The following is a 13,775-nucleotide window of genomic DNA, read 5'->3' as shown; positions in this document are numbered from 1 at the left end:
GCCAATTTTCCGGCCTGTAGGGGCGAATTCATTCGCCTTCCTTGGCGGGGCATTTGGGCCAATGGCTTCGCTCCCCAGCGGATCGACCAGGCTCGCCAGCCATTCGTGCGATTGCCCGGGACGCTCCCCCTTGCCCGCCCCGGGAAGGAGTACAGTGGAGAGGAGCACGGAGGAGGCCTCGCCATGTCCCTCAGCGTTTTCGACCTGTTCAAGATCGGCATCGGTCCGTCCAGCTCGCACACCGTGGGGCCGATGCGCGCCGCCGCGCGCTTCGTCGGCGAGCTGCGCGAGGCCGGCCTGCTGGCCGCCACCGCCAGGCTGAAGATCGAGCTGTACGGCTCGCTGGGCGCCACCGGGCGCGGCCACGCCAGCGACAGCGCGGTGCTGCTCGGCTTGGAGGGCGAGCAACCCGACCGCATCGACACCACGTACATTCCCCAGCGCCTGGAACAGATCCGCGCCAGCGGCGAGCTGCGCCTGGGCGGCGAACGGCCGATCCGCTTCGTCGAGCGCGAGCATCTGCTGATGCTGCGCAAGAGCCTGCCCCGCCACCCCAACGGCCTGATCCTGCGCGCCTTCGATGCCGCCGGCCTGCAGATCCACAGCGGCGAGTACTACTCGGTGGGCGGCGGCTTCGTGGTCGCTGCGGACGAGAGCGCCGCCGGCGAGGACGCGCGCGCCCTGCCCTACCCCTTCCACAGCGCCGCCGAGCTGCTCGCCCAGTGCGCCGCGCACGAGCTTTCGATCAGCGCGCTGATGGCCGAAAACGAGCGGGCCTGGCGCGCCGACGCAGAAACCCGCGCAGGCCTCGCGCGCCTCTGGCAGACGATGCAGGACTGCGTGGCCGCCGGCTGCCGCCAGGAGGGCGAGCTGCCCGGCGGGCTCGGCATCCGCCGCCGCGCGCCCGCCCTGCTGCGCCATCTGGAGGCCCGCGCCGAGAGCGACGATCCGCTCGGCGCGCTGGACTGGGTCGACCTGTATGCTCTGGCGGTCAACGAGGAAAACGCCGCCGGCGGCCGGGTGGTGACCGCGCCGACCAACGGCGCCGCCGGCATCATCCCGGCGGTGCTGCACTACTACTGGGGCTTCGTGCCCGGCGCCAGCGCCGAGGGCGTCAAGCGCTTCCTGCTCACCGCCGCGGCCATCGGCATGCTCTACAAGGAGAACGCCTCGATCTCCGGCGCCGAGGTGGGTTGCCAGGGCGAGGTCGGCGTGGCCTGCTCGATGGCCGCCGGCGCGCTGTGCGAGGTGCTGGGCGGCAGCGCGCAGCAGGTGGAGAACGCCGCCGAAATCGGCATGGAGCACAACCTCGGCCTGACCTGCGACCCGGTCGGCGGCCTGGTCCAGGTGCCGTGCATCGAGCGCAACGCCATGGGTGCGGTCAAGGCGATCAACGCCGCGCGCCTGGCCCTGCACGGCGACGGCCGCCACTTCGTGTCGCTGGACCGGGTAATCCGCACCATGCGCCAGACCGGCGCGGACATGAAGAGCAAGTACAAGGAAACCGCGCGCGGCGGGCTGGCGGTGAACATCGTCGAGTGCTGAAGCATGCGACGCGGCCGATACGAGGCGCGTCGTCCCCTCTTCACAGCGCCGCGCCGGCCTGTGACTATCCGTGCCCATAAGCCCGGCAGCCGCCGGCCCTCCCCCACCCGGTGCGCCGCGCGCACCCCATGGAGTGCGTCACGTGACCACCGCAAGCCTCGCCCGTACCCCGCTGCACGCCCTGCACCTGGAACTCGGCGCCAAGATGGTGCCCTTCGCCGGCTACGACATGCCGGTGCAATACCCGCTGGGCGTGCTCAAGGAGCACCTGCACTGTCGCGACCAGGCCGGCCTGTTCGACGTCTCGCACATGGGCCAGATCCTCCTGCGCGGCCCGCAGGCCGCCGCGGCGCTGGAGCGCCTGGTGCCGGTGGACATCCTCGACCTGCCGGTGGGCGTGCAGCGCTACGCGCTGTTCACCGCCGACGACGGCGGCATCCTCGACGACCTGATGGTCGCTCGCCTCGATGCGCAGACCCTGTTCCTGGTGGTCAACGCCGCCTGCAAGGAGCAGGACCTCGGCCACCTGCGCCAGCACATCGGCGACCAGTGCGAGATCCAGTCGCTGTTCGAGTCGCGCGCCCTGCTCGCCCTGCAGGGCCTCAAGGCCGCCGAGGTGCTGGCGCGCCTGGCGCCGCAGGTCGCCCGGCTGACCTTCATGCAGTTCGCCGAGATCGAGCTGTGCGGCGTCGCCTGCTATGTCAGCCGCTCCGGCTACACCGGCGAGGACGGCTTCGAGATCTCGGTGCCCGTCGAGCATGCCGAACAGCTCGCCCGCGCCCTGCTCGCCGAACCGGAGGTGCAGCCGATCGGCCTCGGCGCCCGCGACTCGCTGCGCCTGGAAGCCGGCCTGTGCCTGTACGGCCACGACATGAGCACCGCCACCACGCCGGTCGAGGCCAGCCTGCAGTGGGCCATCTCCAAGGCGCGGCGCGAGGGTGGCGTGCGCGCCGGCGGCTTCCCGGGCGCGGCGCGGATCTTCGCCCAGCAGCGCGACGGCGTGACCAGCAAGCGCGTCGGTCTGCTGCCCCAGGAGCGCACGCCGGTGCGCGAGGGCATCGAGATCGTCGATGCCGAGGGCACGGTGATCGGCAAGGTCACCAGCGGCGGCTTCGGCCCCAGCCTGGGCGCGCCGCTGGCCATGGGCTACGTCGCCAGCGCCCACGCCGCGCTGGACAGCGAGGTGTGGGCCATGGTGCGCGGCAAGCGCGTGCCGATGAAGGTGGTCAAGACCCCGTTCGTGGCGCAGCGCTACCACCGCGGCTGAGGCGACCGGCACGGCCGGCGGCGCGCCGCCGGTCGCTGCCGGGCGGCCGCGCCGAGGGCGCGAACTATCCTCAACTGTCACCGGAGGCGAGCCACCCTCCGTCCGGCCCCACGACAACAAGAGGAGACGCCAGCATGCCCTCCACCATCCGCCTGCACCGCATCCTGCGGGCGACGCCCGAGCAGATCTACCGCGCTTTCCTCGACGCCGACGCCATGGCCAAGTGGCTGCCGCCCAACGGTTTCACCGGCAACGTCCATCATTTCGACCCCAGGGTCGGCGGCACCTACCGGATGTCGTTCACCAACTTCACCACGGGCAAGGCGCATGCATTCTTCGGCGAATTCCTCGACCTGGTGCCGCACCAACGCCTGCGCTATACGGACCAGTTCGACGACCCGAACCTGTCCGGCGCCATGTACACCACGGTCGAGCTGTGCCCGGTGTCCTGCGGCACCGAGCTGAGCATCGTGCAGGAAGGCATTCCCGACGCCATTCCCGTCGAGGAGTGCTACCTGGGCTGGCAGGAGTCGCTGATCCAGCTGGCCAGGCTGGTCGAGGTGGAGATTCCCGATTAGAGCAGTTCCCGGCCAAGTGTCTCCGCTCAGGGGCAGGCGCCCCTCCCAACGGCCGGTGGTCACGCCTGGCGCAAGAGCGCAGGAAGGGCAAGGGCGATAACCCCTACCCCGACCACCAGGCCGCTGCGCAAAGGCATGGAGGGAAAGATGTTCACCCAAAACAGCGTCCAGGCGACCATGCAGCCCGCGGATGCGAGACGCGCCCGCCGACCGGAACAGATGACCCGGCAGATGGCGTTCATGGTGGCCAGAAACAGCAACACAGACATGCCGTGGTGCAGTTGCAGGCCGAAGGAAATGTCCCGCCTGACTGGCCCTATGAACAGGCGATAGCCCTCAAACCCAGCCGTATAAAGTCCCCAGGCGGCTATCAGCTGGATCAACGTAGTCTGGATGACGCTCAGAACGCGGCGACCGAACATTCCGTGGTGATCCCCCATCGCTGGAACTCCGGCTCGAACGCCTCCAGCTCCAGCAGGCCGATGCAGGCATGGGCACCGCTGGCCGGCGGGCCGTCGGCCGCCATGCGCAGCGCCAGCAGCACCGCCGCCATGCAGGGGATTTCCGGGCCGTTGCCGTCCGGCGCGGTCAGGTGCCAGGTGGCCTGGCCTGGTGCGCCATCCGCGCGCCGGCCGGCAACCCGCACCATCATCCCGCCGCGGTCGCCGCCGAAGCGGTCGAGAAAGCGGTGGGTGAAGGCTTCCAGTTGCGGCGCGTAGCGCTCCAGCGGCAATTCCACCCCCAGCCGGCGAATCCCCGCCAGCCCCCACAGCACCAGATGCTGGATGCGCAGCTCCAAAGCCGCGCGAAACTCGATGGTCCTGGCGGTCGGATAACGCTGTGGAAACAGCGCGAGGTCGGGGATGTCGCAGGCCGCACCCCAGCGCGTACCCAGACCGGCAAAGTGGATGGCGCGCAGATCGTGCCAGCCATACACGTTGCGCCAGACGCCGTCGCGCAGACGCTGGAACGGCCTGCCCGCATAGCTGAGCACCGCGCGCATGGTCGCCACGCCGCGCGGCGCCTGCTGGCCGGGGGCGATCGCCACGCTGATGGCGTCGATGCTGGCAAAGCGCCTGGCCAGGCTGTCCACCACCGCGGACGACAATGCCGGCACGGTGCTCGCCCCGGAGATCAGGCACACCCCGGCCGCCGCGGCCCGGGCGGCCATGGTCGCGGGAAAGTCGGCGACGAAGTCGCGGCCGTCGGCGATGTCGATGTAGTGCACGCCCACGGCGCAGCAGGCCTCGGCCACCCGGTAACCCTGCTGCTGGAAAGGCCCGGCGCAATGGATCAGCAGGTCGACGCCGAACTCCTGCAGGCGCAGCGGGAAATCGACCGCGTCCATATCCACGCGCACCAGCCGTACGCGGCCGGCGCCGAACGGCGTCTCAGCCGGCAGGCTCCGCGAGCCGGCCAGCACCTCGATCCCTGGCTCCTGGGCCAGTCGTTTACAGATCCGGGCCCCGAAGTTGCCCAGACCGCCCAGCACGAGTACGCGCATCGATCATCCTTGAGTCGCTTGTCATCGTCGGAAGGGCCACGCGGGCGGCCCTTCCACCACAATCCCTGTGCAACGCGGCCGGCGTCGGCCGCGCCTTGTCGTCAGCCGGCGGCATTACCGGGCACTGGTTTCCACCACCGGCGCCCGGTCAAGCCCGGCTTACGCCAGGCTCTTGCTCACCACCTCGAACACGTCGCTGGACAGCTCGCCGCTGGCCAGGATGCGCTCCAGCTCGCCGCGCATCAGCGCCTGACGAGTGGGATCGTACTTGCGCCAGCGGGTCAGCGGGGTGAGCTGGCGCGAGGCGATCTGCGGGTTGAGGGCGTTGAGGGCGATCACCTGGTCGGCGAGGAAGCGGTAGCCGGCGCCGTCGGCGCGGTGGAAGTTGACGTGGTTCTGGTTGGCGAAGGCGCCGATCAGCGCGCGCACCTTGTTGGGGTTCTTCAGGTTGAACGCCGGATGGCGCATCAGCTCCTGTACGCGCTCCAGACCGCCCGGCAGCGGGCAGCCGGCCTGCACGCTGAACCACTGGTCCATGACCAGGGCGTCGTTCCTGAAGTGCTCGGCGAACTTGGCCAGCGCGCCGGCCTTCTCGGCGTCGAACGGCGAATTGACCAGCACGGCCAGCGCGGCGAGGCGCTCGGTCATGTTGTCGGCGTGCTCGAACTGCTCCTCGCAGGCGTCGAGGACCTCCTCGCTCTGCGCCAGCATCAGGTAGGACAGGGCGATGTTCTGCAGGCTGCGACGGGCGATCTGCGCGGCGTCGGCGGCGTAGGCGGTGCTGCGCGAGGCTTCGCGGCAGGCCTGATAGCGGCTCCACAGCAGGTCGAACAGCTCGCGGGAGATCTCCCGGCGGGCGAATTCGCGGGCGATGTGGATGGCGTCGATATCGGCCACTTCGCTGAGTTCGGCGAGGTAAGCCTCGGCCGGCAGGGAGAGCATCTCGGCGACCATCGCCGGGTCCAGCGCCGAATCGGCCAGCACACTGCGCAGCGCTTCGATCAGCCGGCGGTCGAGGTGCAGGCGCTCGCTGCGCTGCTGCTGGCCGACCAGTTCCTGCAGCACCTGGACGGCGAGCTGCTGGCCGGCTTCCCAGCGGTTGAAGCCGTCGGAATCGTGCTGCATGAGGAACAGCAGCTGGTCGCGGCCGTAGGGGAAGCTCAGCTTGACCGGCGCGCTGAAGCCGCGCAGCAGCGAGGGCAGCGGGTGGGTCGGCACGTCGACGAAGGTGAAGCTCTGTTCGGCCTCGGTCACCGCCAGCACGCGCGAGGTACCGCAGGCCTCGGTCTCGCCGCAGAGACGCAGCGGCAGCTCGTGACCGTGGGTATCGAGCAGGCCGAGGGCCACCGGGATGACGAAGGGCTGCTTGTGCTCCTGGCCGGGGGTGGCCGGGCAGCTTTGCCGGAAGGTCAGGGTGTAGGTCTTGGCATGGGCGTCGTAGCTGTCCTGCACGGCCAGGCGCGGGGTGCCGGACTGGGTGTACCAGCGCTTGAACTGGGTCAGGTCCTGGCCGCTGGCGTCCTCCATGGCCTTGACGAAGTCGTCGCAGGTCACCGCCTGGCCGTCGTGGCGCTCGAAGTACAGGTCCGAGCCCTGGCGGAACTTCTCGGCGCCCAAGAGGGTGTGGATCATGCGCAGCACTTCCGCGCCCTTCTCGTAGATGGTCAGGGTGTAGAAGTTGGAGATCTCCATGTAGGAGTCCGGGCGCACCGGATGGGCCATCGGGCCGGCGTCCTCGGCGAACTGCTGGGTGCGCAGGAAGGCGACGTCCTCGATGCGCTTGACCGTGCGCGAGTTCATGTCGGCCGAGAACTCGGCGTCGCGGAACACGGTGAAGCCTTCCTTCAAGGAGAGCTGGAACCAGTCGCGGCAGGTGACGCGGTTGCCCGACCAGTTGTGGAAGTACTCGTGGGCGACCACCGCCTCGACGCGCTGGTGCGCGGCGTCGGTGGCGGTATCCGGGTGGGCCAGCACGCAGCTGGAGTTGAAGATGTTGAGGCCCTTGTTCTCCATGGCGCCCATATTGAAGTCGTTGACCGCGACGATCATGAAGATGTCCAGGTCGTACTCGCGGCCGTAGACCTCCTCGTCCCAGCGCATCGAGTGCTTCAGGCTGTCCATGCCATGCTGCAGCTTGCCGATGTTCTCCGGCTCGACGTAGATGCGCAGGGCGACGTCGCGGCCGCTCATGGTGCGGAAGCTGTCCTCGATGCACCACAGATCGCCGGCGACCAGGGCGAACAGGTAGGCGGGCTTCTTGAACGGGTCCTGCCAGGTGGCCCAGTGGCGACCGTCCTCCTCCTCGCCGCTGGCGATCGGGTTACCGTTGGAGAGCAGGATCGGATAGGCCTGCTTGTCAGCGCTGAGCGTGGTGGTGAACTTGCTCATCACGTCCGGGCGGTCGAGGTAGAAGGTGATCCGCCGGAAGCCCTCGGCCTCGCACTGGGTGCAGAACATGCCGCTGGACTTGTACAGCCCCTCCAGCGCGGTGTTGCGCTCGGGATGGATGCGCACGCTGCTGTCGATGACGAACTCGCCGCGCTTGGGCTGCAGGGTCAGGTGGCTGTCGGTGAGCAGGTAGTCGGCCTCGCCGAGCGGCACGTCGTCCATGGCCAGCGACAGCAGCTCGAGCTGCTGGCCGTCGAGCACCAGGGGCGGCAGGCCCGGGCCCGCTTGCGGGTTGCGGCGCAGGACCAGTTGCGCGTGGACCAGGCTGTGGTCCTCGAACAGTTCGAAGGTCAGGTGGGTCTCGTCGATCAGGTAGTCGGGAACCCGGTAGTCCTTGAGGTGGATGGTCTTCGGGAGTTCGCTGCGCATGGGGACCTCGGCTTGGCGGACCGCGGCGACCGGGCGCCGCGGACGGAAGGTGGACGCGCCGGGCAATCCCGGCGCCTTCGGGAGATGGGCTCCAGAGTGCCTGCTGGCGGCCTCGGGCTCAAGACTGGCAGCTGGCCGCCAACTGGTACGCGGTGTACTTGCGGATGTTGATCACCCCGGTGTCGAGGATCAGGTACTGGCCCTTGATGCCGAGCAGGGTGCCCTCGACCAGCGGATTCTTGTCCAGGTCGAAGCTGGCGATCTTGGCCGGATAGGCCTCCACCGGGTAGCGGATATCCACCACCTCGGCATCCGCCAGCGGCTGGATGGCCTGCAGGCCGAAGCGCTGTTGCAGACCTTCGAGACCCGCGCGGCAGGTATCGAACAGTTGCTCGCGCACCGCCGGCAGGTCGACCGGCGTGGCGTCGCCCTTGAGCAGCGCGCGCCAGTTGGTGCGGTCGGCGACCTGGCTGCGCAACAGGTCCTCGACCAGCCCGGATTGCTGGCGGGTGGCCACGCGCAGGATCGGCAGCGCCTGGCTGGCGCCCTGGTCGAGCCAACGGGTGGGCAGCTGGGTGGCGCGGGTGATGCCGACCTTCACTCCGGAGGAGTTGGCCAGATAGACCACGTGGTCGGTCATGCAGAACCGCTCGCCCCAGGCCGGCTCGCGGCAGGTACCGGCCTCGAAATGGCATTTCTCCGGGCTGACGATGCAGCTGTCGCACTGCGCCAGCCTGGTGAAGCACGGGTAGCAGTAGCCCTGGCTGAAGCTCTTCTTGGTCCGCCGGCCGCAATGGGTGCAGTGGATGGCGCCGAGGTATTCCAGGCGCAGGGTCTTGCCGAGCAGAGGGTTGAGCGCCACCTCGGCGTCGTCCAGGCGCAGTGCGTACTGCACCGGGCTATCCAGGCGCACCGCCATCTTGGTCAGCGCGCCGCGTCCGAGTTCGATCATCAGTGCAGGCTGTCCGAGCTCTTGAACAGGATGTTCGGTACTTCGAAGGACTTCGAGCTGCATTCCTGCGGGCCCATGTAGCCGGTGCGCTCTTCCTCGGGCAGGTTCTTGATCTCCCAGGCGATCACCGCCTGCAGGCTGAGTTCCTTCTGCTCCTGGGTGAGCTTTCGGCCGTCCGGCCATTTGCCGATCTCCACGGCGAGCTTGAGGCTCTGGTAGATCTCGGGGGTGATGTTCTCGATCATCTCGGCGAAGGACGTCATGGGGGTGCCTCCAAGGGAAAAGGAGTGATTCTAACGGGGCCGTGACAACGTAGGGTGGAAAACGACCGCAGGTCTTTTCCACCCTGCGGCGCGGCCCCCGGTGGACAAGGCTGCGCCGTTGTCCACCCTACGATTGGTTGCCATTCAACGCCGCCGACGCGCCAGCAGGCCGCCGAGCACGCCGGTGACGCAGCCGCTGAGCAGGCCGCCGACGTGGGCGGCGTTGGCGATCTGGCCGAGGCCGAGGGCGCCGATCAGCCCGCTGAGGCAGACCAGCAGCCAGACCAGCATCAGACCGATCACGCCCGGCGGCAGGCGGTACCAAGGATTGGGAGCCAGGCGCTGGAACAGCCAGCAGTGGCCGAGCAGACCATACAGCACGCCGGACAAGCCGCCGAAGATGGCCGGCCCACCGAAGAGATACTGGGCGAAGTTGGACACCAGGCTGAACAGCAGGGTCAGCACGAGCAGCATCAGGCTGCCCTGACGCCACTCGATGCGCCGCCCCAGTTCCCAGAACCACAGGCTGTTCATCGCCAGGTGCAGCACGCCGAAATGCACCAGCATCGGGCTGATCAGCCGCCACCACTGGCCGGCGGCCAGGCTGTCGGCCAGCGGCAGGAAGTGGGCGTAGTCGCCGGCGATGCGAAAATCGCTGAAGGTCAGCCAGCTGACCAGCTGCAGGTTGTCGCCGAACCAGCTGGCCAGGGCCACCGCGAAGGTGGCCGCCAGCACCAGTACGGTGACCGGCAGGCTGCGCAGGCGCGCCAGCGTCGTGCCGGCCGGCGTCGTGCGTGGCGTCGGCAGCGGCGGCAGTTCGCTGGCGGCGAGGCCGTCCGGGTAGCGGCCGTAGAGCTGGCGTACCTGCTCGGCCAGCGTCTCGTCCGGCACCCAGAGCACCAGTTCGCCGGATTCCTCGCTGACCCGGTGCGGCACGCCAAGACGCTGCAGCAGGCCCACGAAGGCGCCGAGGTCCTCGCTCGACGGCAGGCGCAGGGCGGCGACCGGGCTCACGAGTCGGCCTCCATACGCTTGACCTCGACCCAGCAGAACTTGGCCGGATCGAGGCGGGTTTCCTGGTCCAGACGGTAGGCCACCAGCTTGCCGCGGCGCACCGCGCTGTAGTCGAGGCAGGCCAGGTTGGGGCGCAGCGGCGCCGGCGTGCCGCGGCACCAGTAGTGGCCGACGAACAGCAGCGGCTCGTCGGCGCCGTAGCGCAGCAGTTCGGCTTTCTGCCGGTTGCTCAGCGGCAGGTTGGCCACCTCGTCGGGCAGCGCATCGGGCTGGAACACCAGGTCGCCGTAGGTCTGCGGGTCCTCTTCCCAGAACTTGGTGCGGAACACGTTGCGTACGAAGCCGTCGTGACTGGTCAGGGTCACCCCGCCCGGCAGCGGCATGTCGACGCCGCGCAGCAGGCGCTGACAACAGTGGGCGGCGAAGCTGTCGGGGTCGCCGGCCTGCTGGATGAAGGCGCGGTCGATGCGCCCGTCCGGATAGTCACGACGCAGACGCGCGATCAGATCGGCGTCCCAGCAGGCGTGGACCATGCGAAAGCGCCCGGCGTCGACGAACAGCGGCAGGCGGTAGAACCAGTCGAGGAAGTCGTGCCAGTCGCCCTGATGATCCTGGAACTGGACCAGGGTCTCGTGGATCAGCCGCTCGTGGCGCGGACTGTGCTCGCGGGCGAACTGCCGGCCGTTGCCAGGCTGTGCCTGGGTGGTCCAGCCGAGGGCGTACCACTCGTGATTGCCCATCAGGCACAGCGCCTCGCCGGCCTCGACCATGTCGTGCACCAGGTGCAGGGCCTCGCGGATGTGCGGACCGCGGTCGACGATGTCGCCGAGGAACAGCGCCATGCGCTCGCGATGGCGCCAGACGCCATTGTGACGACTATAACCGAGGCCGGAGAGCAGGCGCTCGAGGGCCCGCGCGCAGCCGTGCACGTCGCCGATCAGGTCGTAGCCGCGCGCCGGGTCGAGCAGCACTAGTCGTGCCCCCCGCCGAGGCGGCTGCCCCAGCCCAGCTTGGTCCGGCAGATCTCGTAGTAGTTGTGGTCGAGCGGGTGGATCAGCTGCAGCTTCTGCGCCTTCTTGCGGATGGTCAGGGTGTCGCCGGGGGCGCAGGTGAAGTGGTTCTGGCCGTCGCAGGAGACCAGCGGATAGATCTGCATATCGGTGGCCACCACCACCTTCAGCTCGCTGTTGCCGTCGACCACGATCGGCCGGCTGGACAGCGTGTGCGGGTACATCGGCACGATGACGATGGCGTCCAGCTTGGGATGCATGATCGGCCCGCCGGCCGACAGCGAATAGGCGGTGGAGCCGGTCGGGGTGGCGACGATCAGGCCGTCGGCCTTCTGGCTGCAGACGAACTGGCCGTCGATGTACAGCTCGAACTCGATCATCCGCGTCGACTTGCCGGGGTGCAGCACCACGTCGTTGAGCGCGTCGCTCTGGCCGATGGCCTCCTCGCCGCGGCGCACCAGCGCCTCGAGCAGGAAGCGGCTCTCCATCAGGTAACGACCGGCGAGCACCTCGCTGACCTTGATCTCCAGCTCGTCGGGGCGGATGTCGGTGAGAAAGCCCAGGCTGCCGCGGTTGATTCCCAGCACCGGCGTGCCATGGCGGGCCATGGCGCGGGCCGCGCCGAGCAGGCTGCCGTCGCCGCCGACGACGATCACCAGATCGCAGATCTCGCCCATCAACTTGCGCGAGCAGGTCTGCATACCGTGGCCGGGCAGCATCTCGGCGATGGTCTCCTCGAGGATCACGTGCAGGTGACGCTCGATCAGGTAGCGCTTCAGGCGACGAATGGTGTCCAGCACATGCGAGCTGCCCATGCGCCCGATGATGCCGATATTGCGGAATTGCTCCATGGAGATCCTGCCGGCTGCGGTCTGCGGAAGAGTCGATTATGGGGGAAGCGCGTCGCCAGCGGCAAACCGCGACAGGCGCGGCCCCCACCAGCTATGCTCGCTGGCATGAGCCCGCTTGCCGATCTCGCCGACCTGCCCCGTCGCCTGCAGCACCCTGCCGTGCGCGACCTGGCGTGGACCCTGCTCAGCCCCTCGTTGCTGGCCCGCGCGGATGGCGAGCGGCTGCGCCATCCCCTGCATGCCAGCACCTGGGCCGCACAACCGAAGCGCCTGGCAGGCTGGCTGCACGACCTCGACCGGCAGCCGCAGCGGCTCCTCGAGCGCCTGCCCGCCGCCAACGGCAACCGCCTGGGGCGCTACTACGAGCAGCTCTGGCAGTTCGCCCTGCAGGCGGCGCCGGACGTCCGCCTGCTGGCCGCCAACCTGGCGATCCGCGACCACGGCCACACCCTCGGCGAACTGGACCTGCTGGTGGAAGACGACGAGGGCCTGCAGCACATCGAACTGGCGGTGAAGTTCTACCTAGGACCCAGCGACGCGGACGGCCGCATCACGGCCAACTGGCTCGGCCCGGGACGCCTGGACCGTCTCGATCTCAAGCTGGAGCGCCTGCTGCAGCACCAGCTGCGCCTCACCGGCCTGCCCGCGGCGCGCGAGCCGTTGGCGCACCTCAGCTCGCGCACCGCCCGCGCCAGCCTGTGGCTGGGCGGCTACCTGTTCTATCCCTGGCCGCACGCCTGCAGCGCCCCGGTCGACGCCGACGCGCGCCACCAGCGCGGCGCATGGGTGCACCGTCGCGACTGGCCGAGCTGGCAGGCGCTGCATCCCGGCTGCTGGCAACCGTTGCCGCGCATGAGCTGGCTGGCTCCCGCCGCTTGCCCGGCCACGCAAGGTTGGAGCAATGCCCGGTTGGCCGCCTGGCTCGCCGAACTGCCGGCCGATGCCGAGCCGCGCATGCTGGTGCAGATGGCGCCCGACGGCGCCGGCGACTGGCAGGAGGTGGCACGGGTGTTTCTGGTCGATGATCGCTGGCCGCGGGCCGCACCGGGATCCTGAACTCAGTCGGTACGGGACAATTGCGCCAGGCGCGCGGCCAGCGCGCGCCGCCCCTGCAGGCCTCCGCTGTGCACCGCGACGATGCGGCTGCCGCGGGCGATCTCGCCGCTGGTCACGGCGTCATGCAGGGCCAGCAGCAACTTGCCCGTGTACAGCGGCTCGAGTGGTACGCCGGTTTCCGCCTCGAAGGCGAGAATGAAGCGCGCCAGCGTGCCGTCGAGACGAGCAAAACCGCCGCGGCTGGCCTCCAGCAAACGATAACCGGACTCCGCCGGACAGCCGCTGGCGGCGAGCAGGCGCGCCACCTGGCCGGCCACCCCGTGGTCGGCCGGCACCGCCAGAGTGCCGACCACCGGATGGCGACCAGCCTCCCCCAGCACCAGCCCCGCCAGCGTGGTGCCGCTGCCGGCGGCCGCCCACAGCTGCTGGTAATCCGCCCAGCCGAGCACGGCCAGGCCACGCTCGATCTCGCCGACCAGGCCGGCACAGGACTGCATGGCAGCGACGCTCGACCCACCCTCGGCTATCGCCAGCCAATCTGGATAACGCTCCAGCCAGGGCACCCAGAAACCCTCCCGGTGGCGCTCGCGGTAGCCACCGTAGCCCAGCCAGTGCAGGTGCATGCCGAACTCGCGCAAGTCGCGGACGGTGGGTGTATCCACTTCAGGACCGCGCAGCAACCCGGCGGTGGCGAAACCGAAGCGCGCACCGGCGGCGGCCAGGGCATGCAGGTGATTGGAGTGGGCACCACCCAGGCTGATCAATCCGGGGGCGCCGAGACGACGGGCCTCGGCCAGATGGGGGGCGAGCTTGTACCACTTGTTGCCGCTGATCAGCGAATCGATCAGGTCAAGGCGCAGCATGGCCAGTTCGACACCGGCCTCCCGCAGCCAGCCACAGCGGACCGCCTGCAGGGGG

Annotated in this window: 13 protein-coding genes; 4 read left to right on the top strand and 9 right to left on the bottom strand. The window is 69.3% G+C overall.

Annotated features, from left to right (window positions below):
* The first annotated feature begins 183 nt into the window (after positions 1–183).
* From LMJ29_RS16985 to LMJ29_RS16975, 3 genes are all read left to right on the top strand, one after another.
* Positions 184–1,545 carry an L-serine ammonia-lyase gene (locus LMJ29_RS16985; RefSeq protein ID WP_229606708.1) on the top strand — a complete coding sequence of 454 codons (1,362 nt, stop codon included), beginning with the start codon at positions 184–186 and terminating at the stop codon, positions 1,543–1,545.
* 142 nt (positions 1,546–1,687) lie between these two features.
* Positions 1,688–2,812, top strand: a complete 1,125-nt coding sequence (gene gcvT / locus LMJ29_RS16980) for a glycine cleavage system aminomethyltransferase GcvT (protein WP_229606707.1) — start codon at positions 1,688–1,690, stop codon at positions 2,810–2,812.
* Positions 2,813–2,946: 134 nt separating this feature from the next.
* The gene (locus tag LMJ29_RS16975; RefSeq protein ID WP_229606706.1) at positions 2,947–3,390 is read left to right on the top strand and encodes an SRPBCC family protein; all 444 of its coding nucleotides are present in this window, start codon (positions 2,947–2,949) and stop codon (positions 3,388–3,390) included.
* 59 nt (positions 3,391–3,449) lie between these two features.
* Here LMJ29_RS16975 and LMJ29_RS16970 read toward each other — a convergent pair whose 3' ends face one another.
* The 8 genes from LMJ29_RS16970 to LMJ29_RS16935 all read right to left on the bottom strand — a co-directional run bounded on the left by LMJ29_RS16970 (position 3,450) and on the right by LMJ29_RS16935 (position 11,801).
* On the bottom strand, positions 3,450–3,812 hold the full coding sequence (locus LMJ29_RS16970) for a hypothetical protein (protein WP_229606705.1): 363 nt from the start codon (positions 3,810–3,812) through the stop codon (positions 3,450–3,452).
* Positions 3,791–4,894 carry a saccharopine dehydrogenase family protein gene (locus tag LMJ29_RS16965; protein ID WP_229606704.1) on the bottom strand — a complete coding sequence of 368 codons (1,104 nt, stop codon included), beginning with the start codon at positions 4,892–4,894 and terminating at the stop codon, positions 3,791–3,793. Before LMJ29_RS16965 ends, LMJ29_RS16970 begins: the two co-directional genes overlap by 22 nt.
* Before the next feature lie 159 nt (positions 4,895–5,053).
* A complete protein-coding gene (pepN, locus tag LMJ29_RS16960; protein ID WP_229606703.1) occupies positions 5,054–7,711 on the bottom strand; it encodes an aminopeptidase N in 2,658 nt (885 codons plus the stop codon).
* 118 nt (positions 7,712–7,829) lie between these two features.
* Positions 7,830–8,663, bottom strand: a complete 834-nt coding sequence (locus tag LMJ29_RS16955) for a DUF2797 domain-containing protein (protein WP_229606702.1) — start codon at positions 8,661–8,663, stop codon at positions 7,830–7,832.
* Positions 8,663–8,926 (bottom strand): YeaC family protein, encoded by a 264-nt coding sequence (locus tag LMJ29_RS16950; RefSeq protein ID WP_229606701.1) that lies wholly within the window; start codon positions 8,924–8,926, stop codon positions 8,663–8,665. Before LMJ29_RS16950 ends, LMJ29_RS16955 begins: the two co-directional genes overlap by 1 nt.
* A gap of 144 nt (positions 8,927–9,070) precedes the next feature.
* Complete coding sequence (locus LMJ29_RS16945) at positions 9,071–9,940, bottom strand: rhomboid family intramembrane serine protease (RefSeq protein ID WP_229606700.1); 870 nt, start codon at positions 9,938–9,940, stop codon at positions 9,071–9,073.
* A complete protein-coding gene (locus tag LMJ29_RS16940) occupies positions 9,937–10,908 on the bottom strand; it encodes a metallophosphoesterase (protein ID WP_229607221.1) in 972 nt (323 codons plus the stop codon). The genes LMJ29_RS16945 and LMJ29_RS16940 overlap by 4 nt, the downstream gene beginning before the upstream one ends.
* Positions 10,909–10,910: 2 nt before the next feature.
* The gene (locus LMJ29_RS16935; protein ID WP_229606699.1) at positions 10,911–11,801 is read right to left on the bottom strand and encodes an NAD(+) kinase; all 891 of its coding nucleotides are present in this window, start codon (positions 11,799–11,801) and stop codon (positions 10,911–10,913) included.
* Between the two features lie 105 nt (positions 11,802–11,906).
* Between LMJ29_RS16935 and LMJ29_RS16930 the strand changes: the two genes are divergently transcribed.
* Positions 11,907–12,857 carry a DUF1853 family protein gene (locus LMJ29_RS16930; RefSeq protein ID WP_229606698.1) on the top strand — a complete coding sequence of 317 codons (951 nt, stop codon included), beginning with the start codon at positions 11,907–11,909 and terminating at the stop codon, positions 12,855–12,857.
* A 2-nt stretch (positions 12,858–12,859) separates the two neighbouring features.
* Here LMJ29_RS16930 and LMJ29_RS16925 read toward each other — a convergent pair whose 3' ends face one another.
* Positions 12,860–13,720, bottom strand: a complete 861-nt coding sequence (locus tag LMJ29_RS16925; RefSeq protein ID WP_229606697.1) for a 1-aminocyclopropane-1-carboxylate deaminase/D-cysteine desulfhydrase — start codon at positions 13,718–13,720, stop codon at positions 12,860–12,862.
* Positions 13,721–13,775: the final 55 nt, after the last annotated feature.

Source organism: Pseudomonas oryzagri, from assembly GCF_020831405.1.
Classification (GTDB): Bacteria; Pseudomonadota; Gammaproteobacteria; order Pseudomonadales; family Pseudomonadaceae; genus Geopseudomonas; species Geopseudomonas oryzagri.
The sequence above is the reverse complement of the archived record's forward strand: the minus strand, read 5'-3'. Positions and strand labels throughout refer to the sequence as shown.

Coding starts and splice junctions, on each gene's coding strand:
- LMJ29_RS16985 (WP_229606708.1), top strand. CDS start 184: ATGTCCCTCAGCGTTTTCGACCTGTTCAAGATCGGCATCGGTCCGTCC.
- LMJ29_RS16975 (WP_229606706.1), top strand. CDS start 2,947: ATGCCCTCCACCATCCGCCTGCACCGCATCCTGCGGGCGACGCCCGAG.
- LMJ29_RS16970 (WP_229606705.1), bottom strand. CDS start 3,812: ATGTTCGGTCGCCGCGTTCTGAGCGTCATCCAGACTACGTTGATCCAG.
- LMJ29_RS16965 (WP_229606704.1), bottom strand. CDS start 4,894: ATGCGCGTACTCGTGCTGGGCGGTCTGGGCAACTTCGGGGCCCGGATC.
- pepN (WP_229606703.1), bottom strand. CDS start 7,711: ATGCGCAGCGAACTCCCGAAGACCATCCACCTCAAGGACTACCGGGTT.
- LMJ29_RS16955 (WP_229606702.1), bottom strand. CDS start 8,663: ATGATCGAACTCGGACGCGGCGCGCTGACCAAGATGGCGGTGCGCCTG.
- LMJ29_RS16950 (WP_229606701.1), bottom strand. CDS start 8,926: ATGACGTCCTTCGCCGAGATGATCGAGAACATCACCCCCGAGATCTAC.
- LMJ29_RS16935 (WP_229606699.1), bottom strand. CDS start 11,801: ATGGAGCAATTCCGCAATATCGGCATCATCGGGCGCATGGGCAGCTCG.
- LMJ29_RS16930 (WP_229606698.1), top strand. CDS start 11,907: ATGAGCCCGCTTGCCGATCTCGCCGACCTGCCCCGTCGCCTGCAGCAC.
- LMJ29_RS16925 (WP_229606697.1), bottom strand. CDS start 13,720: ATGCTGCGCCTTGACCTGATCGATTCGCTGATCAGCGGCAACAAGTGG.